Raw genomic sequence first — 24,854 nt, 5'->3', positions numbered from 1 at the left:
GTCGGGGCGCGGTGCCAGGATTGGTCGGTGTGAGAGTTACAGCCCTGGCTGGCGGGATCGGTGGCGCCCGGTTCCTGCGCGGCGTGCTCGCGGCGCTGCCGGAGGCCGACGTGACGGTAATCGGCAACACCGGCGACGACATCACGTTGCACGGACTGCGCATCTGCCCCGATCTCGACACCGTCATGTACACCCTGGGCGGCGGGATCTCGGCCGAACGGGGCTGGGGGCGCGAGGGCGAGTCGTTCGTCGTGGCCGAGGAACTCGCCGCCTACGGCGTCGGGCCGGCCTGGTTCGGACTCGGCGACCGCGACCTCGCCACCCACCTGGTGCGCACCCGGATGCTCGACGCCGGCTACTCCCTCTCGGACGTGGTCCGGGCGCTGTGTGAGCGGTGGAAGCCGGGGGTACGGCTGCTGCCGATGTCGGACGAGCGGGTCGAGACCCACGTGGTGATCTCGGACGCCGACGGCCAGCGCGCGGTGCACTTCCAGGAATGGTGGCTGCGGCTGCGTGCCGCCGTGCCGGCACAGGCGATCATCCCGGTAAACGCGGAAAAGGCCAGGCCCGCGCCCGGCGTCCTGGCCGCCATCGCCGACGCGGACGTCGTACTGCTCCCCCCGTCGAATCCGGTCGTCTCGATCGGCACCATCCTCGCCGTTCCCGGGATCCGCTCGGCCGTGCACGAGACCGCGGCGCCGGTGGTCGGGGTGTCGCCGATCATCGGCGGCGCGGCCGTGCGCGGGATGGCGGACGCCTGCCTGGCCGCCATCGGCGTCGAGACCTCCGCCCAGGCGGTAGGCGTGCATTACGGCGGCCGGGGGCGCACCGCCGAGCCGGCCACCGCGCCCGCCACGACCGGGCACGGGACGGCCCCGCGCCCGGGAGACGGGACGGCGGACGGCCTGCTCGACGGCTGGCTCGTCGACACCGCCGACGCCGGCGCGACCGTTCCCGGCGCGACCGTGGCCGCGACACCCCTGTTGATGACCGATCTGAAGGCCACGGTGGCGATCGTCCGGGCGGCTCTGGAGCTCGCCGGTGTCTGAGCGCAGCGCGGAACGGGCGCTGCGCGTGTTCCCGCTCACCGGCATCGGCGAGGTCCGTCCCGGCGACGATCTCGCCGTCCTGGTGGCCTCGGCCGTCCGGACGCACGGCCCGACACTCGCCGACGGCGATGTCGTCGCGGTCACCTCAAAGATTGTTTCGAAGGCCGAGGGACGGCTCGTCACGGTGTCCGGCGACCGCGAGGAAGCCAGACAGGCCATGATCGACAGTGAATCGGTACGCGAGGTCGCCCGGCGCGGCCCGACCCGGATCGTCGAGACGCACCACGGTTTCGTCCTCGCCAGCGCGGGGGTCGACGCGTCGAACATCGCCAAGGACTCCCTCGCCCTGCTCCCGGTGGATCCGGACGCCAGCGCCAGGCGGCTGCGGTCGGGCCTGGCCACCGTGCTCGGCGTGGATGTCGCCGTCATCGTCACCGATACCGCCGGACGGCCGTGGCGGCGCGGCCTGACCGACATGGCCGTCGGGGTGGCCGGCATGGCGGCGCTGCGCAGCCACGTCGGCGACCTCGACGGCTACGGCAACGAGCTGGGGATGACCGAGGTGGCCGAGGCCGACGAGCTCGCCGCGGCCGCCGACCTCGTCAAGGGCAAGCTGGGCGCCACACCGGTGGCAGTCGTCCGCGGCTACGGCCGGCTGCCCGACGACGGCGCCGGCGGGCGGGCACTGCTGCGTCCCGCTGGTGAGGACATGTTCCGCCTCGGCACCCTCGAGGCGCGCCGGGCGGCGCTGCGCGACCGGCGCACCGTGCGGGACTTCTCCGACGCCCCGGTCGACCCGGCCGCGGTCGACCGGGCGATCGCGGCCGCACTCACCGCCCCGGCCCCGCACCACACCACACCATGGCGTTTCGTGATCGTGACCGAGCGGCACGCCGCGCTGCTCGACGCGATGGCCGAAGCCTGGGCGGACGATCTACGACGCGACGGGTTCGACGAGGCGGCCGTCGAGCGTCGGCTTCGGCGCGGCGAGGTGCTGCGGCGTGCCCCGCTGCTGATCGTTCCGATCATGGTCCTCGACGGCGCGCATCCCTATCCGGACGCCCGCCGCGCCGCCGCCGAGGAGCGGATGTTCACCGTCTCCGTCGGGGCCGGGGTGCAGAACCTGCTCGTCGCCCTGGCCACGGAGGGTCTGGGGTCGTGCTGGGTGTCGTCGACGCTGTTCTGCCCGGAGGTGGTCACCCGGGTGCTCGACCTGCCGGCCGATTGGACACCGATGGGCGCGGTCGGGGTCGGGCACGCCGCCGCGCCCGCACCCGCCCGACCGGACCGCGATACCGCGGCGTTCGTCCTCCACCRCTGACCTCGTGGCCGACCTCTTCCGGGTGGCCCGGCTCCGGGATGATCCGGGACGCCACGGTCACGGTGCGGCGTGGCGGAACAGGGCGTGTCCGGTGGTGTTCGGCGGGTCGGATCCATCCTGCCCGGACGACGTGGTTCAACACTTCGTAGGATCAGTTGCCGTGGGTAAGAAGAGCGTCGAACGCAACACCCGGCTCGAGCAGTTGCGCCGTGAACAGAAGCGCAGGGAACGCCGCCGCGCGCTGCTCATCTACGGGACGTCGGGGCTCGTCGCCGTCGCGCTCCTCGTCGGCATCATCATCTACAGCGTCGCGGACAGCAGATCGAAGAACGAGGCCCGCAAGGTCGGCTACGTCGCGCCGGCCTCGGCGGCCGCCACCGCGGCCGGGTGCACCGGCACGGCGAACGACCCGTTCCGCGGCTCGACGCACGTCAGCACGGCGGTCACGTACGAGGCRTCACCGCCATCCTCGGGTAACCACAACCCCGACCCCCTGCCCGACGGCATTCCCTTCTACAACCCGAACTCGGGCATCTCGGTGGAACGGGCCGTACACAACCTCGAACACGGCTTCGTGATCGGCTGGTACGACAAGAGCCTGCCGACGGATCAGGTCGACAAGCTGCGCAAGCTCGCGGCGGACGCCGGGCCGCGGTTCATCGGTGTGCCCTGGCCCCGGAGCACCTTCGTCGACAACAAGCACTTCGTCCTGACCGCCTGGGACCGCACCCAGCGCTGCTCGACGGTCTCCGCGGACGYAATCAAGGATTTCGTCACCAAGCATGYGAACCCGGACGCCGCCGGGGCCACCTGGGACTCACCGACCGCGCCGGAGTCCGGCGCGGCGGGCGGCACCCTGAACGTGACGGCGGACGGCCCCCTGGTGGATCCGGGCGCGGCCGCCTCCCCGATCCCCGGCGCGGGCACCATGTCACTGTCGCCCACCACCCCGGCCCCGGCACCCTAACCCTCTCGGCCGGGGCGGAGATGTCGGTGACGAGGCGGGCCGCCCAGGACGAGCACCGTCCCGGGCACGGCCCGCCCGGCTAGCTCCAGATACCGGTGCTAGCTCCAGATACCGGTGATGTCCGATGCGCTTCCGGCGTTACCCGCGTGGGTGGTCAGTCCACTCAGGTCCTCCAGGGTACGTAGCACGTTGTAGTGGTTGTAGGTCGTCGACGAGCTGCTTCCGGGGGTGACGTGCGCTCCGTAGAGCACCGTGGTGATGTGATTGCCGCTGGAGCCGTTGTCCTCGTCGAAGGTCACGATGAGCAGACTGTTGTGGGTCTGGGCCCAGGTCGCGTAGGCGCTGAGATTGCTCTTCAGCCACGTGTCACCGGTGGAGACCGAGCAGTCGTGCATGTCGTTGCACAGGTTCGGGATGACGAACGAGACCTTGGGCAGCGTGGAGTAGTTGCTCGGGAACTGGGCGAAGGTGTGGGCGGTGTTCAGCGGCACGTTACTGAAGGCGAACCATGGATTGTGYTTGCGCRCATACTTGGTGCTGCTGTTGGTRCACACCGTCGAGCCCTCGGCGGGCAGGCCCTCGTTGTAGCTTCCCCAGGTGCGACCGGCGGCGATCAGCTCGGAKCCGAGATTGGCGGCGCTACTGAACCCCGGCGTGTAGCAGTTGTCGTTGGTGATGCCCTGGGTACCTCCGGAGAAGAGGGCGAGATAGTTGGGCTGGCTCGGGTGGGTCAGGCCGTACGACGCGGTGAGGTTGGCGCCACCACTTTTCAGTGTATTGTTGATGTAAGGGGCGCTGGAACTACCGATGATCTGCGAGTAGGAATGGTTCTCGAACACCACCACGACGACATGGTCAGGGCTGGGCAGCGCCGCCGCCCGCGCGGGCGCGATATTCCAGGATACGAGCACGGCGACGATCAGACCGACGGCAAACGCGGTCAACACGAGACGTGAACGCCGGACACCGGCGAGAACGGACACGGCAGGCCTCCCGAGGAACCAGAAAAGTAACAACGAGTTCTTACCGTGGAGCCAGATCAGGTTAGAGCCTCCACCGGACATCGTCAGTGCACCAGAGGTAAGAACCGGGGAAACAGGAGGGGCCGGATCCCGAACGGGAGATGTCGGGTTCTCTCCGCATCGGTAACCCGAGCGGGGTCGCGCGGAGGCCGCKGGACGAATTTCCCACGGTGTTTCTTCGGCGTATCTGTGGCCTGTCTCCGGCTATCCGGGTACAAGGCTGTCCGGTCCTCGTCAGGGCCGCRGCCGGGCCGGCTCATCACCCCGGATCCATACCCTGGACCGCCGAACCAGACGATCAGGAGGAACGGTCCTGGCCCTCGGCTCAGCCCCCGCCGTGGCGGATCGGCATCAGTAGGTAGCGGTAGGCGCCCTCGTCGACAGCGCCGCGGCCGCTGTCCTTGCCGGTGAGCACCGCGGGTTTCGCGGCGGCCTCGACCGGATCGTCGTCAACGAACCCGATCGTCGCCTGATCGTCCTCGACGGCACCGAGCCCGTCCAGCAGGTAGGACGGATTGAACAGCACCGAGAGCTCGGGACCTGCGTACTCGACCGGAATCGTCTCGCTGGCCTGTGCGCCACCACCGTCCCCGGCCTCGGCGACGACCTGGTTGTGGGTGAAAGTGAACCGCAGCGGCCCGGTGCGGGTGGCGACGACGGCCACCCGACGGACCGCCGCGGCGAGCGCCGCGGTCTGCGCGGTGACGACGAGCGCGGCCGCCTCGGGCAGGAGCTTGCGGTAGTTGGGAAACGTCCCTTCGATGAGCCGGACGATGGTCTGCCGGCCGCCGGCGGCGAGGCCGAGCCGGGCGCCGGACGGATCGTCGAGGTCCAGACCAATCACGATGCGGGAGGCCGACGTCGGCGTGCGGGCCACCTCGGCGAGAACCTTGGCAGGCACGTGCGCGAGCGCCCACGGATCGTCGACTGTCGGCTGCCAGGGTATGCCGCGTACCGCGAGCCGGTACCGGTCGGTGGCGACGAGGGCCAGCCCACGCCCGGAGATCTCCATCCGGACCGCGGTGAGCACGGGCATGGTCTCGTCCCGGCCGGCCGCCGGGGCGACCTGACCGACCGCGGACGCGAACCCAAGCGTGTCCACCTCGCCGATCGGTCCGGGAAAGCTAGGGAGCTGCGGGTACTCACCCGGGTCCATCAGCGGCACGGTGAAACGGACGCTGCCGCAGCGCAGGACCAGCCGGTCACCGTCGACCACGACGTCGACCGTCGTCGCGGGCAGGCTGCGCACGATGTCCGTGAGGAGCCGGCCGGGCACCAGCACCCGCCCCGGTTCGTCCACCGAGGCCGCGACCGGAGCCCGCACCGCCACCTCCGTGTCGTACGCGCAGATCGTCAGGACCGAGGCCGTGGCCGCCCCCAGGGGCGCCGCGGAACCGGGAGACGCCGCGGAGCCCGACGGCAGGGGAACCGCCGCGGAACCGGGAGACGCCGGGGAGCCATGGCCCGCGGCGAGCAGGATGCCGGTCAGGACGTTCCGGGCCGGGCCCGGCCGGTTGGGCAGATGCCGAGCGGCCCAGCCGGTCGCGTCGGCGAACGCGTCGCGTTCCACGCTGAACCTCATGAGTGCGATTGTCCTCGGCCACGGCGCGGAATCGCCGCATTCAGCGGACGGTTTTTGTTCCCCGTCCGTGGATGTCCGCGAGATCTCCGCACGGACGGACCGCAGCCGCCGCGTCGTGAGGAAACGCGGCGGCGCTACCAGTGGTCCGCCGCCACCCGCAACCGGTCGGCTGCGCTCAGGTGCGGTCCGAGCTGAATCGCACAGCGCCCGCCGAGAGGACGACTCCGGGGAACACGCGCGCCCCGGACCGTAGTTCGTTGCCTCGCTCGATCCGTACCCCGTCGCCGATGACCACCCCGTCGAGCGCGACACCGGAGCCGATCACCGCGTCCCGACCGATCACGCTGTCCCGCACGACCGCCCCGGCCTCGACAACCGCACCGTCGAACAGCACCGCACCGTCGATCGCGGCACCCGCGCCGACCCACGCGCYGGCCCCGACGGTCGCCCCGCCACCGATCTTGGCGTCGGCGGCCACGACGGCACCGGGCAGCACCAGGCAGTCCCCGACCGGCCCCGGCAGCGCCGGCGACGCCATCCGGCCGGTCACCAGGTCGCGACTGCCCTGCACGAACGCCGCGGGAGTTCCGAGGTCGAGCCAGTAGGTGTCATCCGGGTAACCCATGACCGCCGTGCCGGCGGCCAGCAGTCCCGGGAAGGTCTCCCGCTCGACCGAGACCGGTCGTCCCGTCGGGATCGTGTCGATGACGGACCGCCGGAACACGTAGCACCCGGCGTTGATCAGATTGGTGGGCGGGTCCGGGGTCTTCTCCAGGAAGGCGGTGACGCGACCATCGTCGTCGACGGGCACGACCCCGAAGGCACGCGGGTCCACCACCCGGGTCAGATGCAGGGTGACCGCCGCGCCGGTCCCCGTGTGCCGCGCGACGAGGGCCTGGATGTCCAGACCGGCGAGGATGTCACCGTTGAAGATCACGACCGGATCGCCCGGTCCCCCGTGGAGCCGCTCGGCCACGTTGCGGATCGCACCGCCCGTGCCCATCGGCTCGGTCTCGGTGACGTACTCCAGCTGGAGTCCGTGCGCCGAGCCGTCCCCGAAGTACTCCTCGAAGACCTCCGCCCGGTACGAGGTGGCGAGCACCACCCGGTCGATTCCCGCGTCTCGCGCGCGAGCCAGCATGTGCGCGGTGACCGGCACCCCCGCGACCGGCAACATCGGCTTCGGCGCCGACATCGTGAGCGGTCGCAGGCGGGTCCCCTGACCGCCGACAAGCATCACTGCGTCCATGGGGCGTCAGTGTCGCAGAACACGCGGTGGACGCTGAAAACGGATCGGGGTCAGGACCATACGACGAACGGCATGCCATGGTTTCGACACGTTGTGTCGGACCGGGGTTCACCAAGCCGCCCGGATATTCCAAATATCTCGGACATCCAGGACATCCATGACTACCAGCAACTCGCCTGCCGGCCATCGGCCGGCCGCGGTCCGCTCAGGCGCCCCGCGCGGCACCACCCCGGGGAAGCAGATCCGCAGAACGGGTCGCCTTCGCCCCCGCGCTGTCCCGGGCGAAGATCAGCGCGAGCAGCAGCCGAACCACGAGACCGACCCCGAGCAGCAGCCGCAGCGGCGCGCGCGCGTTGCCGGGGTACTGCCAGGACAGGTAGCGGAACATGCTGCGGTGATGAGCCAGCACCATCCGCCGTGACGACCGCTTCGTCGAGTGTCCGCCGAGATGCTCGACCACCGCGGACGGCACGTACACCGACTGCCAGGACGCCTCGCCGATGCGGCGGCCGAGGTCGACATCCTCCATGAACATGAAGTAGGACTCGTCGAACCCGCCGACCGCCTCGAACGCCTCCCGGCGCAGCAGCTGGCAGGAACCGGACAACCAGCCGGCGGTCATCTCCTGGGGGAGACCCCGCTCCCGCCGATAGGAGGCCGTCCACGGGTTCGTCGGCCAACACCAGCCGAACAAGGCGTGCCCCACCCCGCGGCCGAGCGAGGGCAGGTCCCGGGCCGAGGGGTAGAGCRCCCCGTCCGGATTGATGATCCCCGGGCCGAAGGCCCCGCCCCCCGGCCAGCGGTCGGCCGCGGCAAGCAGTTCGTCGACCGCACCGGGCGCGAAGGAGATGTCGGCATTGGAGATCACCAGCCAGGGCCCGCGGGCTCCGGCGGCACCACGGTTGACCGCGGTGCCGTAGCCGAGGTTGCGACCCGGGCGCACCAAGCGCACCTCGGCCCGCTCGGCGGCCGCCGCCGTGCCCTCGTCGAGGTGCGGCGAGTTGTCCACCACGACGACCTCGTAGGGCCGCGTGGTCGCCTTCGCCAGCGAGTCGAGGAAGGCTCCGATCACCTCCCCGGACCGGAAGGTCACGACGACGACCCGGATCTCCGGATCCACACCCATGTCTCGCCCGCCCGTTCTCGCCCACCACCGGTCGCCCGACACATTCCCGTGACGACGCACGGCACCTTGTGCACCGAGGAGACCGTAGCGCGCCCTTTGCGGCGGTCCTTGCCCCGGGGCCGGGCCGACGGGCGCCTCAGTGCTCGGCGACCGCCCGCGCGTAGCTCGCGAGATGCGCCTCGGCGCTGGCCGCCCAGGTGAACTCCCGGGCCCGGGCGAGACCGGCCTCACCGAGTTGCCTGCGCCGCTCGGCGTCATCGAGCAGGGCGCCCATCTCCCGGGCGATCGAGCCGGCGTCCGGCTGAGTGTAGGCGACGGCGTCGCCGCCGACTTCCGGCAGCGACAGACGCGGCGTGGTGAGAACCGGGGCGCCGCAGGCCATCGCCTCCAGCACCGGCAGCCCGAAGCCCTCACCGTGCGAGGGATACGCCACCAGTGACGAACCTCCCAGATAGCCCGGCAGGTCGGAGAAGCGCAGATAACCCGGCCGGATCACCCGCAGGTGGCTCGGCACCGAGGCGACGGCGGCATCGACGTCGTCGTCCCAGCCGGAGCCGCCGGCCAGGACGAGCGCGGGCGGCTCGTCCCGCCAGTGCACCGCCTCGGCCCAGCCCCGGATGAGGTTCGGCACGTTCTTGCGCGGCTCCAGCATCCCGAGGAACGCGACGTAGCGCGAGTCGCCGAGCCCGAGCCGGCGGCGCACCCGCCGCTTGTCCTCCTCGGTCGGCGGATGGAAGGTCGACGTGTCGACGCCGTGGTAGGCGACGTCGGTGGTCGTCGACTCCCCGTCGAGCACCCGCACCAACTCGTCCCGGGTGGCCTTCGAGGGGACGATGATCCGGGCCGCCCGGCGCACCGCGGTGCGCATCGCGGACCGGAAGAACGTGCCCTTCACCGCGGTGTGCATGTCGGGCTCGGTGAAGAAGGTGACATCGTGAATCGTCACGCACACGGGCTGGTGCGCCCGCAACGGCATCGTGTAGTGCGGTGAATGGATGACATCGGCATTCACCTGTTCGGCGACCAGTGGCAGCCCGGTCTGTTCCCAGGCCAACCGCGCGGGCCGGTGGGCGATGGCCGCCGGCCCGGACAGAACGGTGGCGTGTGGGGCCATCCGGCTGTAGCGTTCCTCATCCGACCGTTGGCAGACGAGCGCCATGTCCGCGCCGGTCGCGCCCAGCGCCGCGACCAACCCGTCGACATAACGCCCTACGCCACCACGGTCGGCCGGGACCGAAGTGGCGTCGACGAGCACCCGGGGTCCCACGGCGCTCCCTCCCTGACGCGCCACCCGCGACGGGGTGGTCGCTTGCTTCACGGTGACCGCTTGCTTCTCAACGGGGGCAACACTACGCCCGCCCGTCGTCGGCGACGGACACGGCGGGGGAACCGCTGACTCGACGGTAGAGCGCCCACGTCGCCAGTGCTGCCCCTTTCCAGGTAAATGACCGGGCACGGAGACGTCCAGACTCCGACAGCCGCCCCCGCAGGTCCGGATCGCCCATGACCTTCGCCACCGCGGCGCCCAGCGCGGCCGGGTCGTCCACCCCGACCACCACGGCGGCGTCCCCGCCGACCTCGACCAGCGCGGGGGCATCCGAGACGATGACCGGCACACCGTGCGCCATCGCCTCGACGACCGGCAGCCCGAAGCCCTCCGACCGGCTCGGCGCGAGCAATACGCCCGCACGGGACAGGACCACGGCGAGATCCTCGTCACTGAGCCGCCCAAGGGTGCGCACCCGGTCCGCGCCCAGACCGTGCCTGGCCGCCGCCGCGCGCACGTCCAGCCCACCCCAGCCGGTCGCGCCGACGTGGACCAACGGCAGGCCCGGATCGTCCGGTCGTCGCAGCGCCGCGAGCGCGGTGTCGAGGCCCTTACGGGGTTCGAGCGTGGCGAGGGTGAGTAGATAACGCCCCGGAGGGGGTAGCCCCATCCGCGCGGCGCGGGCGTCGGCATCGGGCGGAACCCGGACCACCGCGTCGGCGACTCCCTCCCCGATCGCGTGCAGGCGATCTTCGGGGATCGGCAGATGCCGGGCGATCTCGGCCGCCACCGCGAGCGTCGGCACGACGATCGCGTCGGCGTGGCGTGCGGCCCGTTCGCCCATCAGCCGGTGCCACCGGACCCCGTGCGGGGTCAGGGTCTCGGGATGCGTCCAGGGAACGGCGTCGTGGATCGTCACGACGAGCTTCGGGCGCGGCCGGCGCCGGTCCAGGGCATCGCCCAGGGCCGGCGCGACGGTTCCGGAGGCCCAGGAAGCCAGCGACGGACGGGGCGGCGCGCCGGAAAGTCCGGAAGGTGGATATGAGTCCACATAACCAGGGGAGCACCGATAACCAGGAGAACGCCGATAACCAGGAGAACGCCGGGAGCCACCGGACCGTTGCCCGCGCCGGGACCCGGTCCGGTCGTCGAGGCCGCGCAGGGCGTCCGCCACCGAACCGGTCACGAACCCCCGGGTGCCACCCGCGGGTGGCACCAGCAGGGTCGGAGCGTGAATGACGTCTACCCCCGTCGGAGCCGGACCCACGCCACGCGCCCAGGCCACGGCGAGTGCGCGGCGAGGCAGACCGAGCCGGAACGGACCGAGGACGCCGGGCAGCACGGCCGGACCGACCTCTCGGCGCCCGGCACACCACCCGGTCACCCGATCCTCGGGAGCGGCGGTGCGGGCGAGCGCCGCCGCGAGTTCGGCGGAGTAGCGCCCGGTCCCGCCGGGAACCGGCGCGAGCAGCTGCTCGACAAGGAAACCCACACGCACGGGTCACAGTCTGCCCCTGCCTCCTCCGTCCCCGGACAGCCGGCCCGGTCCCCGGACAGCCGGGGCCGGCGGGTCAGCGGGCCGGCGGGTCAGCGGGTCAGCGGGTCAGCGGCCGCGGGCGCGCAGAGCCGCGAGTACCATCACGACGCAGGAGATCCCGCCGACCAGGTATCCCCAGCCCCGATGGCCGAAGAGCGCGAACCCGGCACCCGTCCCGGCCACGATCAGCCCGAACAGCAGCACTGTCAGGACGGCGGCGAGGATGCGCTGGTTGCGCAGGGAGGTGGGGGGCGCCGGCGGGCCCGTCCGCGGGTCGTGCTCCGGCTGCCGGCGCGGTTCACGGCCGGGGCCCGGGCCTGCCGACCGGCCGGCGGGCGCCATCGTTCAGCCCTCCCGTCTGCGGGCGTGGGTGAGTACGACGCTGCCCGCGGTGTCGGGAGCCCGCCGGTCCGACAGGGYGACGGCCGGCGAGAGCACGGCCGCGGCGTTCCATCCCGTCCTGCCGCCCTTGGCGGACAAAGTCAGGTAGAGCCGCTCGGCGCGTTCGCTGCGGAACATGTACGTCTGCCGGATGACCTCAAGCCCGACATCATCGAGCAGCTTGGCGAGATGGTCGCCGGAATAGGTGTGCCTGACGTGGTAGCGCTCGCGGTGCCGGTCGAACAGGTCCGGCCAGGACGCCGCCCGGGTGAGGGCGTCGGCGGACATCACCAGGTCGCCACCCGGACGCAGCACCCGCGCCATCTCGGCAAGCGCGGCCGGACCATCGTCGAAGTGCTCGATGGCGCAGACCGACATGACGACGTCGAACGTGGCCGCGGCGAACGGCAGCGCCAAGGCGTCCCCCTCGACGAGCCCGGGATGCCCGCGCAGCCGGCGACCGAACTGCAGCTTGTGCCGGGCGAGGTCGAGGCACACCGCCCGAGCCCCGCGACGGACGGCCTGGCCGGCCCAGTAGCCGTCACCGCCGGCCACATCGAGCAGGGTGCGCCCGGCCAGTTCTCCCGCCCACGACAGCAGGGTGCCGACCTCCCGGCGGCGCATGACATGTACCTGATGGCCCACGAAGGCGAGGGCGTCGTCCCGCACCGGGCTCACAGGTCGGCCCCGCCCGTCCAGTCAGCCCCGCCGATCCGGTCCGCCTTGCTCATTCCACTCCGCCTTCCGAGTCCACGATTCACCCGTGGGCCGTGACCCATGGATGGGCCGTGACCCATGGATGGGCCGTGACTCGCGTATGYGCCACGGCTCATGTGCGCCCAAGCGCGCCCAACGTCACATCAAGGTAACGCTCCCACGCCCCGTCAACGTCCGGCGGTATGACCTTCGAGCGCAAACCGGYGAGCACGYCGGGCTCGTAGAGCCGCCGCAGCGCCACCGCCAGCGCCTCCGCGTCGTCGGGCGGCACGAGTAGACCGTCCACCCCATCGCGGACCGTGGTGGCGAGCGTTCCCACCGTGGTCGCCACGACCGGCACGCCGTGCAGGTGCGCGAGACCGACGTTCTGCGACGCCGTTCCGGCCCGGTAGGGAAGCACCAGGGCGTCGGCACCAGCGAACAGCGCGGGCACCTCCGCCGCGTCGACATAGCCCGACCGCAGGTCCACCCGGGTGGCCAGGCCGAGCTCCTCGACCAGCCGGGCGATCTCCCCCGTCCCGCCCCAGAACTCGCCGGCGACGGTGAGACGGACGTCCGCCGGCCCGCGGGCCAACGCCCGCAGCAGGACGTCCAGTCCCTTGTACGGCCGCACCAGCCCGAAGAACAGCAGGTTGCGCCGGGTGACGTCGGCGGATGGCCCACCGCGGCCGGCCACCGGCCCGGGCGGCGAGGACGACAGAGCCGAGGACCACAGGTGCGTGGCCATCTCGGCCACCAGGACCGGAGCAGGGGTGAGGCGCGCGGCGAGCTCCGCCTGGGCCGGCGTGTGGACGAGAACAGCCGACGACCGGCGCAGCACCGCACTGGTCAGCGGTTCGTCCACGGCCCGGCGCTCGTGTGGCAGGACGTTGTGGCAGAGCGCGACGACCGTGGGACCCGCACCCCCGGGGTCCGCACCCCCGGAACCCGCTCGCCCGGAAGCCGTGCCCCGGCCGCGCGGCCCCCGGGCCCGCAGTGYGCCGAGGACGCCCAGGTACGCCGGGGCCTGCACGGGAGTGACGACGACCAGGATCACCGCGTCGGCCTGCCGCCGCAGGCGCYTGCCGAGCCGGATCCATCCGTCCGGCCGGCGCCACGACAACGGGTAGCGGGTGACCTCGAACGGCTCCATCTCGGGCTCGGTGACGCGCTGCACGCCGGGATAGAGCCGCGCGGGGTACTGCGCCGACCAGGACTCGACCGCCACCTCGTGGCCCCGCGCCGACAGCCGGTGCGCGAGCTCGGTGGTGTGCTGCGCGATCCCCCCCTTGTAGGGATGGGTCGGACCGACGATCGCGATGCGCACGCCGGTCAGGTGTCGCTGCGCGAGCGGGCCACCAGATCGCCGATCAACGCCAGCACGACGATCTGGAAGCCGACCAGAATCGCCAGCAGCGTTGACGTCGCCACATGGAAGTCGTAGCGGATCAGGTCCACGATCAGCTTGACGAAACCCAAGCCCATGATCCACAGGGCGACCGGCATGAGAACCTTGATCGGATCGAAGTACATCACCATCCRCAGCACCTGAAGGATGTAACGCCGCGCGTCCCGGAAGGGATGGAACTTCGACGTTCCGGACCGTTTTGCGTAATCGATCGGGATGTAATCCACCGGATGCTGGTTCGACAGGAAGGACATCGTGATCGTGGTGACGCAGGAGAAACCGGGGGGCAGCAGCCGCAGATAGGGCAGGGAGACGTCCCGGYGGAAGGCGCGAAGCCCGGAGTTGAGGTCGGGAATCTTCATGCCGGACAGCCGCTGGGCGATCATCCGGATGAACCATTTCGCCGGCACCCGGGCCCACTTGTGAGTGCCCTCCTCGGTGCGGCGCGCCCCGACGACCTGGTCGACGTCGAGGTTGTCGTCCAGGTAACGGACGAACTCCGGGATGCGCTCGTTCGGGTACGTCATGTCCGCGTCGGTCCAGACGACGATCTTGCCGCGGGCCTCCTGGGTCCCGATCCGGCGGGCCGTGCCGGAACCACCGTTGCGGCGGAACGGCATCACCCGCATGCGCGGAAACCGCGGGGCCACCTCGCGCAGCACCGCGAGCGTGTTGTCGGTCGACTTGTCGTCGATCGCCAGGACCTCGTAGGAGTAACCGCTCGCGTCCATCGCGGCGGTGATGCGCTCGAGTTCGAGCAGCACATGGTCCTGCTCGTTGTAGCAGGGCAGCACGATGGTCACGTAGGGGGCGTCCGGACCGACGGCGGCGACGCCGTCCCCGGAAGCCGCCTGCACTGGGGTGCCGGCCTGCGGATGTTCAGGTCGGTGGATGGCGCTGACACTCACGTCGGTGTGGCTCCCGGTCGTCGTTCCGGCCCAGCGGCGTCCCGGGCCGGCGTCCTGGCGGTCCGACGTCGTCGTTCCCGCTCCGATCGCCGGTCCGTGGCGGTGGTGCACGCTCCGTCGAGGGCTCGCGCACGACTCTAGGGTGGCACGCCCGACCCGGCGAGCCGACAGCCGGGCGGTCCGGCCACCTGGGCAGCGCCTACTGTTGCTCCGTGGGTGCGTTCAAAAGTGATCTGCGGGAGTATGTGCGGCACGTTCGTTCGCTGYGGGCGGCGCAGGAGACCTCGGCCCGCTCGTTCGTGGCCGGGCTGCGTTACCCGCTCGCATACAGGCAACCGATCTGGACCGGTTCCCCCACCGTGATCGAAGGCCGGGAGCGCATCGAGTTCGCCGAGGGCGCGGCGCTGCGGGTGGGGCTCGGCGCGTTCGGGCTGTCGACCCGACGCGATACCTCGATCATCCGGGTGCATCCCGAGGGCCGCCTGCGCTGCGAAGGTGTCGTGTCGCTGCAGCGGGGCGTGCGGATCGTCGTCGACTCGGGCGTGCTGGAACTCGGCCCCGGGGCGAACATCAACGGGTTCGCCAAGATCCTCGTGCGCGAACGCGTCTCGATCGGCGCCTGCTGCAACGTCTCGTGGGACACCCAGCTACTCGACAACGACTTTCACCCGATGGTCGTCGACGGCGTGGAGCAGCCGATGAGCGGACCGATCGTGCTGGAGGACCGGGCCTGGATCGGCGCGGGGGCCATCGTGCTCAAGGGCGTGACGATCGGCGAGAGCGCCGTCGTCGCCGCGGKCTCGGTGGTGACCCGGGACGTGCCGCCCAAAGCCGTCGCCGCCGGATCCCCCGCGAAGATCGTCGGCCACATCGACTCCTGGCGCTGATCCGGCGTCCGGATCACGCGCTCCGGACGCCGGACCTCGGACCTCGGACCTCGGACGCCAGGGTGGGAAGCCGGACGTCGGGGGCAGTCGGACGTCAAAGGCGGCCTCGGCTGTCCGCGTGCCACGCGGACACCTCCGCGGCCACGCCTAAACCGGAATCTTCGCCTCGCCGAAATCCGACAGATCCTGCTATCCGACAGGTCCTGCTATCCGGCGGACTTCGCAGCCGGATAGCCGAGGACATCCGTATCGACCTCCCGATTCAATGACGGTGAACCGGCCCTCGGGCGGTCAGGATGATGGTTGCGGGCTGCGACGTTGATGGTCCGGGAACACTGACGGTCCRGGAACACCGCGACAACGGTCTGGACACCCGCCCGGGAGCACCCTCACCACCGTGCGCGACCAGGGCTGACGGGAGAAGGGCACCCATGATGTCGACGGGGAATCGGGGGTCCGTAGCATGACTCCACCTTCGTCCGATGGGACTCTGCCACTCGTGGGTGACTCTGTGGATTCGACCGCAACGGCCCGCGCCGACGCCGAGGCCGGCGGAGACGTGTTCCCGATGGGGACGCGCTTCCGGCCGTGGGGGATTCTCCGCACCATCCCCGCGGCCATCTGGGTGATCACCCTGCTCTTCACCGCGCTGCTGGCCGGCTGGTCGGTGATGATGCCGCAATACCATGCGCCCGACGAACCAAACCACGTGGACGCTGTGATGCGGCTCGTCGAGGGCAAGGGCTGGCCGCATCCGGGCCATGCGATCGTGACGCAGGGCGGCGTGGGGGCGATCATGGCTGCCCCCTACGGATCCGAGGAGCGGCCCCGCGACCTGTCCGCCGGCCCGTTCACCGCGGCCGACGCCGTCCCCCGCCACGATCGTCCCAGCTGGGAGGAGTTGGACCGGACGCCGGCGCCGGAGGGTAGCATCCAGCAGCTCGTGCAGCATCCCCCGCTGTACTACTGGGTTGACGCCATGATTCTCAAGGCCGTCCCCGGCGGTGGCGACCACCTGCGCTGGGACGAGATCATCGGGATCCTGCGCCTGATCAGCGTGGCAATGGTCGCGCCGTTGCCGTTGCTCGCCTGGGCCGGGGCGAACCGGCTCAGCGGTGGCAGCCGGGTGGCGGGGATCTGTGCCGCCCTGGTACCGCTCGGGATCCCCCAGCTCACCCACATCGGATCCAGCGTCAACAACGACAACCTGCTGGTTCTGACCAGCGGCCTGGCCACGGTCTCGATCGTCTACGTGCTGCGCGGGGACACCTCCCTGCGCACCGCGACCTGGACGGGGGTCTTCGTCGGCCTCGCCCTGATGACGAAGTCACTGGCGATCACGCTGGTTCCCATGGCGGCGCTGGCCTACCTCGTCGCCTGGGGCCGGGCCCGACGCGACGCCCGGGCTGCGTGGGCGCGGGGACCAGCGGTCGCCGTGGCAGTAACCGGACCAGYCGCCATCGCCCCTTACCCGGCCACCCCTTACCCCGCCGGCCCCCGCACAACCGGCCCCCGCACAACGGGCCCTCACCCCACCGGGACGGAGCCCTTCCTGCTCGCCGAGGCCGGACCCGCGGGACCACCCGCCTCCGCGCTTCGCGTGCCCTGGCGCCAGCTGCTGCTTGGCGGCGCGCTGGCGATCGCSCTCGGCGGCTGGTGGTGGATCGTCAACATCGTCCGCTACGGCACCTTCCAACCGGAGACGCCGGGATTCCCGCTCGGCCAGTATCTGGGCGACGACTGGGGTGCCTACACCGAGCTGCTGATCAACGGGACGATCCTGCGCTGGTGGGGATCCTTCGGATGGTTCGAGGTCAACCTGACGACGGTCCCGGTGCGCACGGGCACCGCCGTCGTCATCGTCTTCTTCGCCCTCGCCCTCATCCGGGCCCGGACCGGACGCATCCGGGTGGACCTGCTGTTCCTGCTCTGGCCCACCTGGGCGCTGTTCGGCCTGATGACCYTGCAGTCCGCGAAGAACTTCGACAGGTACTTCCACGTCAGCGGGATCTCCGGCCGCTACCTGTACGCGGGCCTGGCGTCGCTGGCGATCGGGGTCGGGATGGGTGCGGCGGCGACCGGCCGTTATCTCTCCCGGATCATGCCGCTGCTCTTCCTGGCCGGCGCGACCACCCTGCAGGCCTGGGCGATCTCGATGGTGTTTCCGCACTTCTGGCGACCCACGGGCGGCGACCTCAGCGACGCGTGGGACGCGATGGTGGCGTGGGCCCCATGGCCGCAGGGCGCCCTGACGTGGCTTGCCGGCGCGGTGTGCGTCCTCGCCGTGGCAGCCCTGGCCTGCTGCATCGGGGTCCTTGTCACCGGCGGTCCGGCCACCCGCTCCGCCGGCGGGGCCCCCGCTCAGCCTCCGTCCTCGTCCAGGGGACGGTCGCCATCGACGGGACAGCGGCCGGCTCCACCCCTCGCGCCGTATCCGTCGCACCTGCCGCCGAAACGGCCGCGGACCGCCGGCGCGCCGGATGCCACCACCGGCTCGAAGGCGGTCACCGGCTCGGGCCCGGCGGCCGGCACGAGTCCGGAGCCCACCGGCCAGGGCCCCTCCGCCGCGGGGCATCCGCGCTCCCCCTGATCCGGCATCGCCGACAAGGAACCGGAAACCATCCGACCATCGTGCGCGTTCTCTCACGGAGAGTAACACTGAATCCTGGGCCTCGGACAAGGCGCAACCGGCCACGGCGGCGCTGCGCATCGGGGCTCGGGGGCCTCGGATGGTGATTCCGAGGCGCATAGGATCCGCGATGTCAACCATCTCGGTTCGGGAGGGGTCTTGCGCCGCAAGCGGGAGACGGGCAACGCGGGGACGGTGGCGYCCCCGTCCGCATCGCCCGCTCGACCCGACCCCGCCTCCGAAGCGAACCCCGTGGGACCCGAGACGCCCTCCGGACCCGCCGCTCGGTCGGGACGGGGGACGTCCTCGGCGCCGGGCTTCGGCCCGGTGGGCGGCAGCGGTCTGACGGGGCCGTCCATCGAGCCCCTCGACAGCGGCGACCCGACCGAACTGGGCCAGTTCACGCTGCTGGGACGCCTCGGTGAGGGCGGGATGGGGACCGTCTTCCTCGGGCGGGGCAGGCCGGACGTCGCCGAGCACGCCGGCCGGCTCGTCGCGGTCAAGGTCATTCGGCCCGACCTGGCCCGGGTGCCCGAGTTCCGGGCCCGGTTCCGCCGGGAGGCCGACATCGCGCGCCGGGTCGCCCGCTTCTGCACCGCCGAGGTACTCGGCGTCGTCGATCCGCCGGACGGGCGGCCCTACCTCGTCACCGAGTACATCGACGGCCTCACCCTCGCCCAGACGGTGGCCGCGGACGGCCCGCTGCGGTCGGCCGACCTGGAGCGCGTCGCGGTCAGCGTGGCCGCGGCGCTGACCGCCATCCACGGCGCCGGCCTCGTACACCGTGATCTCAAACCGTCCAACGTGCTGCTCTCAGCCTTGGGTCCCCGCGTCATCGACTTCGGCATCGCCCGGGCGCTGGACGCCCCGACGATGCTCAGCCAGGAGATCCAGCGGATCGGTACACCGGCGTTCATGGCCCCGGAGCAGGCCAACGGCGAGCCGGTGACGGCGGCGGCGGACGTCTTCGCGTGGGGTGGCCTGGTGACCTATGCGGGCACCGGTTCCTTCCCCTTCGGGGACGGGCCGACGCCGGTGCAGCTCTACCGCGTCGTACACCGCGAACCACTGCTCGACGGTCTCGCTCCAGCCCTGCGGCCGATCGTCGAAGAGGCCATGCGCAAGGACCCGGCCACCCGGCCGAGTGCCCAGGAGCTGTTCCTGCGTCTGGTCGGAATGGGTCCGACCACGCATCCCGACCCGGAGGTGACCCGCGTCATCCGTGCCGGGGTGTCGATGCCCGCGCCCCCGCAGCGGACCGACCCGGACCGCTGCGCGCCCGGACAGATGTCTGCCCCGGGCGGGTCTGCCTCAAGCGGGTCGGTCGGCGCCGGGCCGCCCGTCGACCTGTCGGCACGGGACCGCGGCCGGTGGAACTGGCGCCGCGTCGCGCTGCTGGCCGCCCCGCTCCTCGCGGTCCTGCTCATCGCGGCCCTCATACCATTCGCGCTCACCACCGGCAGTGACCGGCGGCCGAGCCGGGAGGAGACGGCCGCTCGCGTCGCTCTGGCCGCCGAGGCCGTCCGCAACTCCGATGCGAACCTGGCCGCCCGGCTGTCCCTGGCGGCCTACCGCATCAGCCCGGTGCGGGAGGCCCGCGCCGCCCTGCGCACCTCCTTCGCCGCCGCGACGGCGACGGTGCTCGACGGGCACACGCAGTCGGCGCTCGGTGTGGACATCAGCCGGGACGGGCGCCTGCTGGCCTCGACCGGTGCCGACAACCTCGTCCAGCTGTGGGACATCTCCGCGCGTTCCCATCCGGTGAAGCTCGCCACCCTGGCCAGGCACACCTCGTGGACGCTCGACGCGGCGTTMAGCCCGGACGGACGGCTGCTCGCCACGGTCAGCTACGACCGGTCGGTGATCCTGTGGGACCTCGGCGATCCGCGCCACCCCGTCGAACTCTCCGTCATCCTCGGACACAACGGCTGGGTACTCGACGCCGCGTTCAGCCCGGACGGGAAGGTCCTCGCCACCTCGGGCTATGACAACACGGCCCGGCTGTGGGACGTCACCGATCCGCGCCGCCCCAGTCAACTGTCCGTGCTCGACCGCCACACCAGTTGGGTGAACGAGGTCGCGTTCAGCCCGAATGGTCACCTGTTGGCGACCGCCAGCGCCGACCGGACGGCCCGGCTGTGGGACGTCACCGATCCGCGCCGGCCGCGACCGCTCGCGGCCATCACCGCGCACACCGACTACGTGTGGGCGGTCGCCTTCAGCCCGGACGGCCGGCGCCTCGCCACGGGCGCCTATGACGGTACGGCCCGAATCTGGGACATCACCAATCCGTCTCGGCCGGCGGCCACCRCTTCCTTCCCGGCCGACGAGAAATGGGTGTTCGACGTGGCGTTCAGCCCGGACGGCAGGACCCTGGCCACCGCGGGCTGGGACACCACGGTGCACCTGTGGGATGTCACCGAACCGGGCCGGCCGCCGGCGATCGGCACCATCACCGGGCACGGGGACTGGGTGCAGGCCCTGGCGTGGACACCGGACAGCCACAGCATCGCCACGGCAAGCGACGACTACACCGTGCGCATCAGCCGGATCGGTGACGCCGACCTGATCGCCGCCGCGTGCGCCGACCCGTCGAAGCAGATCACCGATGCCGAATGGCAGCGCCACATCTCAGACGTGCCCTACCAACCGGTCTGCTGACCATCCGAGGTCCGCTCCGAGGGCGGTCGCCGCATGCCCGGCGGCGCCGCTGCCGGCGGGGGTGGCACCGGGGTGGCCGAGCGACGGCGCAGCGCGGGCAGGGCGCCGCGACCCGCGCCGGCATCGGCGATCCGCGTCTGTACCCTCGCCAGGCGGTCCTGTCCGGTGGTGCTCAGCCGGGACCGCAGCACCGAGTTCGCGATCCGCGCGACCTGCATCAGCTTGGGCTCGTCGACGTCCGCGGCCGCCCAGTGGCTCTGGGCCCACCGCTCCTCGCGTTCCTGCTCGCGCCGGCGGAGCTCGGCGACCTCCTGCTCAAGCTGGGCGATACGGTGCAGGTGCTCGAGCTCGATGGCCGCGAGCCGGCTGCGCTCGTCGTCCAGGCGCGCCCACTCCCGCTGCCGCGCCCGGGCGACCGCCGCCGCGGTGTCCTGCAACCGCAGGACGTGCAGGTAGAGGTCGATGCGGTTGCGCTCCAGGCGGGAAAGTAACCGGTTGGACACCCACGGAATGAGCAGGTCGGCGACGCGACGCGCCCAGGGAGCCCGCCGGTCGATCACCACGCCCAACCCGAAGATCGGTGCCACGGTGAAGAAACGCAGGTCAGGGTGGTCTGCGACGAAGTCCTCGACGGCCGTGCGCACCCCGTTACGCGGACCGCCCTCGGTCAGCGCCCAGGCGAAGGCTCCCATGCCCCGAAATCCCCCGGGAACCGTCTCCCTGTTGTCGATCTCGACACCGACGTCCCACGAGTGCGGCTGCCGGGCGCCCTCGGGAATGCGGTCGGGGTTGTAATACTGGTCGCGCCGGCCTGCCGGCCAGCCGACGTCGTGCAGGATCACCAGGGGAAAGTAGGACCGGCCGAACAAGGTGACCGCTCGGTCGATCTCGGTGAGCTCGCCGTGCACGGTGGCGTAGTTGTGGTCCCCGTCGATGAGGTAGGCGTCGGTCGGCGCGTGGCCGTCGAGCGCCTGCGGGCTGTGCCCCCGGATCACGTGCACATCGAGGCCCCCGCCGGAGGCCGGCGACACCCCGGGCTCGGGATCGATGACCACTAACCGCCCGCCACCGCCACGGCGCAGCAGGTCGACGAGGAGCGAGGTGGTGACCCCGCTCTCGGAACCGATCTCCGCGATGCTGCGCGCCCCGGACGTCTCCAGCAGCGGCACCCAGATCTCGCGCAGATCGGACAGGGAGTGCAGGAGCAGGGGCGCCAGCGTGGGTTCGGCGGCGTCCCCGACCTCGACGGCATGATCGCCCTGCCAGGTGGGCGCCGTGCCTGGTCCGGTGCCCGGTCCGGTGCCTGGTCGGGCCTCGAGGTCCGTTCCGGYGTCCATCCCGGCGGCGACGGCGGCGAGCTCGGCGAAACTGTCCCGAACCTCGCTGCGCTCTGAGTCCGGGTGGTCCGTCACCGCGATCCCCCGAGCTCGCGCCGGATCTTGCGGGCCGCCCGCAGCGGCAGACCGTCGCGGGCGGGCTCCGCCGCGGGCAGGGCCAGCGGATCACCCCGGATGCCCATCCAGCCGAACGCCAGCTCGACGTCGAGGGCGTAGACCCCGGCGAGCTGCGGCTGTGTGGCGAGGTCGATCGTGTAGACGAACTGTGGGTCGTCCCCGGTGATCTCTACCAGGTTCGGCTGGAGCAGCCGGCAGCCGAGGAGGGCGAGCTGCTGGGCGGGATCGTCCAGCGAGGTGATGGTTATCTTGTCCGGCTCTGGGGTGTTGTTGATATGAAAGGACAGCGTCAGCCAGTCCAGGCGGAGCAGACCGCGCCGACCCGCCGGGTCGATGCGGATCCGGCGTACCCCGACCGCCTCCAGGCTGAGCCGGACGATCGACAGGCCGTCGCGGGCCGACCGGGTGACCGCCGTCTCCTTCGGACCGTTGACGAAGTCCCCGCCCGTGTCGATGTAGACCTCCACGGGCCCCGCCGCGGCCTCGGGCGAGACCTCCTCCGGCGGGATGCCCGCGGCGGCGGCCAGCCCGCTGATCACGGCCAGCGGCCGGTTCGCGACCCCGGCCACCCCGGCGGGCCAGTAAAGCTCGCGCATGGAGATCCGGTCGATGTCGGCCGGGGTGAGATACGGCATCCGGCGGACCAGCTCCGGCGGCAGCAGGCCCTCGGTGGCGTCGGAGCCGAAGTTGTCGTCGTGCGCCCAGGCACCGAAGGCCGCGGCCTCCACCGCGGTCGGCCGGGCGACGAAGCGGGTCAGCGTCCGCAGCCCCGCCTGGCGCGCCCCGGCGCAGGCCAGCGACGGCATCGGGGTCTCCGAGCGCCGGTAACGCAGCCATTCCCGCTGGAAGGCCAGGACGCCGTCCTGGACGGCGGCTCGCTGGGCGACCTGCGTCCGCGAGGTCCGGTCGATGCTGAGCACCGGATTACCCATCTCGTCGAAGGAGACCAGTGACCCGACGTCGGGCATGCAAAGCTGCTCGAGTACCTCGGGGCTACGCATGAGCTGGTTCGCCAGGGTCTCGGGCTGACCGCTTGTCGCAACATATCCCTCCAGCTCCAGACCGGCCAACCGGTGCGTCATCGCCGCCTGGTTCGTAGCCAGGTACAGGCCGAGGATGTCCAGCCCGCKGCCGGTGGAGGCGAGCAGCCGGGTGAGCAGCGCCTGGATCGTCCCGCCCCAGCCCAGGTCGAGGAAGACGACCCGGCCGCTCTCGGGTAGCTGGCTGTCGAGGTAGCGCACGTAACGCTCACGCAGGCGGGACGCGGTCAGCACGATCTCGCTGCGGATCCGCTCATCGGAACAGAGCGCCTCGAGGGTGTCGTCGAGCAGGCCGGGCACGTCGAGGCGGCGGTCGGCCAGCGCCGAGATGCCGGCGACGTTCTCCAGCCGGACCCCGAGCTGGCGCAGCAACTGCCCCACACTCGGCGCGTGCCGACGGACCAGGAAGCTCCTGAGCTCCTCGGGGTTGCCCTCGAAGACGTTGGCCAGCGCGCACACCTGCCGCGACGCCCACAGCGTCGAAATGGTGACCCCGACATCCTCGCCGGGACCGACGAGCAGGCGGGAAAGGAAGTCGCCCTCCCGCATCAGGCAGTGGATGTGGTCGGCGCCGAAGTCACGGGCCCGTTCCACAGCCCACTCCGCGAAACCGGTGAAGACCGGCCCGAAGACCGTCGCGCCGGCCTCCCAGTACCGGCGCAGCCCCGCGGGGACCGCGAGGGCGTCGGCACGGTGCAGTGACCGGGCTCGCAACGCGGTCATCCCGTAGTCGCCGTCTACCGGGTCGATCGGGAGGTCGTCGCTCGGCGCCTTACGCAGACCCTCGAGCTCAAGGGTCTGCTCCAGCGCCCCGGAGTACTTCGGGTAATGGATGGCGACAAGCCCGTGCTCGCGGGCGCCCTCGACGTCGGCGACGGGGTGGTCGCCAAGGTGCACGACCCGGGACGGCCGCAGGTTCGACGCTGCGAGCATGTGCTGGAACAGCCCGTCACTCTTCGACGTCCCTGCGTCGGAGGAGGTGAAGATGTGGGTGAAGGGCACGCCGGCCAGCTCCGGCCGGTTCAGCAGCCGTTCGAGCTGGCCGGCCGAGAAGTACGTGTCGGACAGCAGGTAGACCGGCAGGCCGAGCTTCGTCATGGCGAGCTCGGCGAGCTCCACCACGGCGAGGTCGGCGCGGCAGAGCTCGCGTTCGACCGCGACCTCTGCGTCCAGGAGGTCCTGGACGCCGGGGGCACCGGGTAGCGCAGGCAGCAGCAGCTGCCAGATCTCGTCCAGCCGCACCTCATGGGTACCGCGGGTGGCCTCGGCGTGCAGGCGGGCCAGCTGCTCGGCGTGGACCCGCAGCCGGGCAAACTCGCCCGGGGAGACGCTGGCGGGCAGGTGGCCCGCGTCCGCGAGCCGCCGGCCCAACAGCACGAAGGCATGGGCGGGCTCTGGCACCATGCGCCACAGGAGGGTGTCGAAGACATCCAGAGTCAGGGCCTGTGCCCCGCCCGACTCCAGGTGCGACCACACTTCGCGTAGCCGGACGTCGGTGAACACGACCGTCCTCTCCGTGCGGCCGGTTACGACCGCTCCATGCGGCCGGTTACGACCGCCTCCGCCGGGTCAGCCACGACGGCCGGCGTGCGTCGGGATTCTCCCCCGCGGCCTCGGCCGGCCGAAGCCAGATGGACGGATCAATACTATGAACCGTGCTCTGGCCGTCG

The 24,854-nt window shown here is 71.6% G+C and carries 18 protein-coding genes; 6 read left to right on the top strand and 12 right to left on the bottom strand.

Translation table 11 applies throughout. The annotated features are described in order from the left end of the window. Positions 1 to 29 precede the first annotated feature (29 nt). The 3 genes from cofD to KBI5_RS01885 all read left to right on the top strand — a co-directional run bounded on the left by cofD (position 30) and on the right by KBI5_RS01885 (position 3,337). Positions 30 to 1,049 carry a 2-phospho-L-lactate transferase gene (cofD, locus tag KBI5_RS01895; protein WP_023839904.1) on the top strand — a complete coding sequence of 340 codons (1,020 nt, stop codon included), beginning with the start codon at positions 30 to 32 and terminating at the stop codon, positions 1,047 to 1,049. Then, entirely contained in the window at positions 1,042 to 2,370 is a 1,329-nt protein-coding gene (locus tag KBI5_RS01890; protein ID WP_085014138.1) for a coenzyme F420-0:L-glutamate ligase, read from the top strand. The genes cofD and KBI5_RS01890 overlap by 8 nt, the downstream gene beginning before the upstream one ends. 160 nt (positions 2,371 to 2,530) lie before the next feature. Further along, positions 2,531 to 3,337: a DUF3105 domain-containing protein gene (locus KBI5_RS01885; protein WP_085014169.1), complete on the top strand. Its 807-nt coding sequence runs from the start codon at positions 2,531 to 2,533 to the stop codon at positions 3,335 to 3,337. 98 nt (positions 3,338 to 3,435) lie between these two features. Here KBI5_RS01885 and KBI5_RS01880 read toward each other — a convergent pair whose 3' ends face one another. The 10 genes from KBI5_RS01880 to KBI5_RS01835 all read right to left on the bottom strand — a co-directional run bounded on the left by KBI5_RS01880 (position 3,436) and on the right by KBI5_RS01835 (position 14,462). Then, positions 3,436 to 4,320, bottom strand: a complete 885-nt coding sequence (locus tag KBI5_RS01880) for an alkaline phosphatase family protein (RefSeq protein WP_085014137.1) — start codon at positions 4,318 to 4,320, stop codon at positions 3,436 to 3,438. A 364-nt stretch (positions 4,321 to 4,684) separates the two neighbouring features. Further along, a complete protein-coding gene (dnaN, locus tag KBI5_RS01875) occupies positions 4,685 to 5,941 on the bottom strand; it encodes a DNA polymerase III subunit beta (RefSeq protein ID WP_035730754.1) in 1,257 nt (418 codons plus the stop codon). 175 nt (positions 5,942 to 6,116) lie between these two features. Next, positions 6,117 to 7,190, bottom strand: a complete 1,074-nt coding sequence (locus tag KBI5_RS01870) for an NDP-sugar synthase (RefSeq protein WP_085014136.1) — start codon at positions 7,188 to 7,190, stop codon at positions 6,117 to 6,119. A gap of 205 nt (positions 7,191 to 7,395) precedes the next feature. Next, a complete protein-coding gene (locus tag KBI5_RS01865) occupies positions 7,396 to 8,316 on the bottom strand; it encodes a glycosyltransferase family 2 protein (protein ID WP_198537456.1) in 921 nt (306 codons plus the stop codon). A 136-nt stretch (positions 8,317 to 8,452) separates the two neighbouring features. Continuing rightward, positions 8,453 to 9,583 carry a glycosyltransferase family 1 protein gene (locus KBI5_RS01860; protein ID WP_011435188.1) on the bottom strand — a complete coding sequence of 377 codons (1,131 nt, stop codon included), beginning with the start codon at positions 9,581 to 9,583 and terminating at the stop codon, positions 8,453 to 8,455. Between the two features lie 82 nt (positions 9,584 to 9,665). Continuing rightward, entirely contained in the window at positions 9,666 to 11,081 is a 1,416-nt protein-coding gene (locus KBI5_RS01855) for a glycosyltransferase family 1 protein (RefSeq protein WP_011435187.1), read from the bottom strand. Positions 11,082 to 11,186: 105 nt separating this feature from the next. Further along, on the bottom strand, positions 11,187 to 11,462 hold the full coding sequence (locus KBI5_RS01850) for a hypothetical protein (RefSeq protein ID WP_011435186.1): 276 nt from the start codon (positions 11,460 to 11,462) through the stop codon (positions 11,187 to 11,189). A 3-nt stretch (positions 11,463 to 11,465) separates the two neighbouring features. Then, positions 11,466 to 12,179: a class I SAM-dependent methyltransferase gene (locus KBI5_RS01845; RefSeq protein ID WP_085014135.1), complete on the bottom strand. Its 714-nt coding sequence runs from the start codon at positions 12,177 to 12,179 to the stop codon at positions 11,466 to 11,468. 151 nt (positions 12,180 to 12,330) lie between these two features. Next, positions 12,331 to 13,524, bottom strand: coding sequence for a glycosyltransferase (locus KBI5_RS01840; protein WP_085014134.1), 1,194 nt, complete (start codon positions 13,522 to 13,524; stop codon positions 12,331 to 12,333). Between the two features lie 5 nt (positions 13,525 to 13,529). Then, complete coding sequence (locus KBI5_RS01835) at positions 13,530 to 14,462, bottom strand: glycosyltransferase family 2 protein (RefSeq protein WP_116289822.1); 933 nt, start codon at positions 14,460 to 14,462, stop codon at positions 13,530 to 13,532. 263 nt (positions 14,463 to 14,725) lie between these two features. Here KBI5_RS01835 and KBI5_RS01830 point away from each other — a divergent pair, with 263 nt between their 5' ends. The 3 genes from KBI5_RS01830 (at position 14,726) to KBI5_RS01820 (ending at position 20,690) form a co-directional block, all read left to right on the top strand. Continuing rightward, entirely contained in the window at positions 14,726 to 15,400 is a 675-nt protein-coding gene (locus KBI5_RS01830) for a DapH/DapD/GlmU-related protein (protein ID WP_198537454.1), read from the top strand. A gap of 511 nt (positions 15,401 to 15,911) precedes the next feature. Then, complete coding sequence (locus KBI5_RS01825; protein WP_241882601.1) at positions 15,912 to 17,990, top strand: DUF2142 domain-containing protein; 2,079 nt, start codon at positions 15,912 to 15,914, stop codon at positions 17,988 to 17,990. A 366-nt stretch (positions 17,991 to 18,356) separates the two neighbouring features. After that, the gene (locus tag KBI5_RS01820; RefSeq protein WP_277870075.1) at positions 18,357 to 20,690 is read left to right on the top strand and encodes a serine/threonine-protein kinase; all 2,334 of its coding nucleotides are present in this window, start codon (positions 18,357 to 18,359) and stop codon (positions 20,688 to 20,690) included. Here the strand turns inward: KBI5_RS01820 and KBI5_RS01815 are convergent. Both KBI5_RS01815 and KBI5_RS01810 read right to left on the bottom strand, forming a co-directional pair. After that, positions 20,672 to 22,102 (bottom strand): class I SAM-dependent methyltransferase, encoded by a 1,431-nt coding sequence (locus tag KBI5_RS01815; protein WP_085014130.1) that lies wholly within the window; start codon positions 22,100 to 22,102, stop codon positions 20,672 to 20,674. The two genes, KBI5_RS01820 and KBI5_RS01815, sit on opposite strands and share 19 nt — an antisense overlap. Next, positions 22,099 to 24,687 (bottom strand): haloacid dehalogenase, encoded by a 2,589-nt coding sequence (locus KBI5_RS01810; RefSeq protein ID WP_085014129.1) that lies wholly within the window; start codon positions 24,685 to 24,687, stop codon positions 22,099 to 22,101. The genes KBI5_RS01815 and KBI5_RS01810 overlap by 4 nt, the downstream gene beginning before the upstream one ends. Positions 24,688 to 24,854: the final 167 nt, after the last annotated feature.

This window comes from Frankia sp. KB5 (assembly GCF_002099325.1).
GTDB classification, from domain to species: domain Bacteria; phylum Actinomycetota; class Actinomycetes; order Frankiales; family Frankiaceae; genus Frankia; species Frankia casuarinae.
Note: the sequence above shows the minus strand (reverse complement) of the source record. Positions and strands in the feature narration are given on the sequence as shown.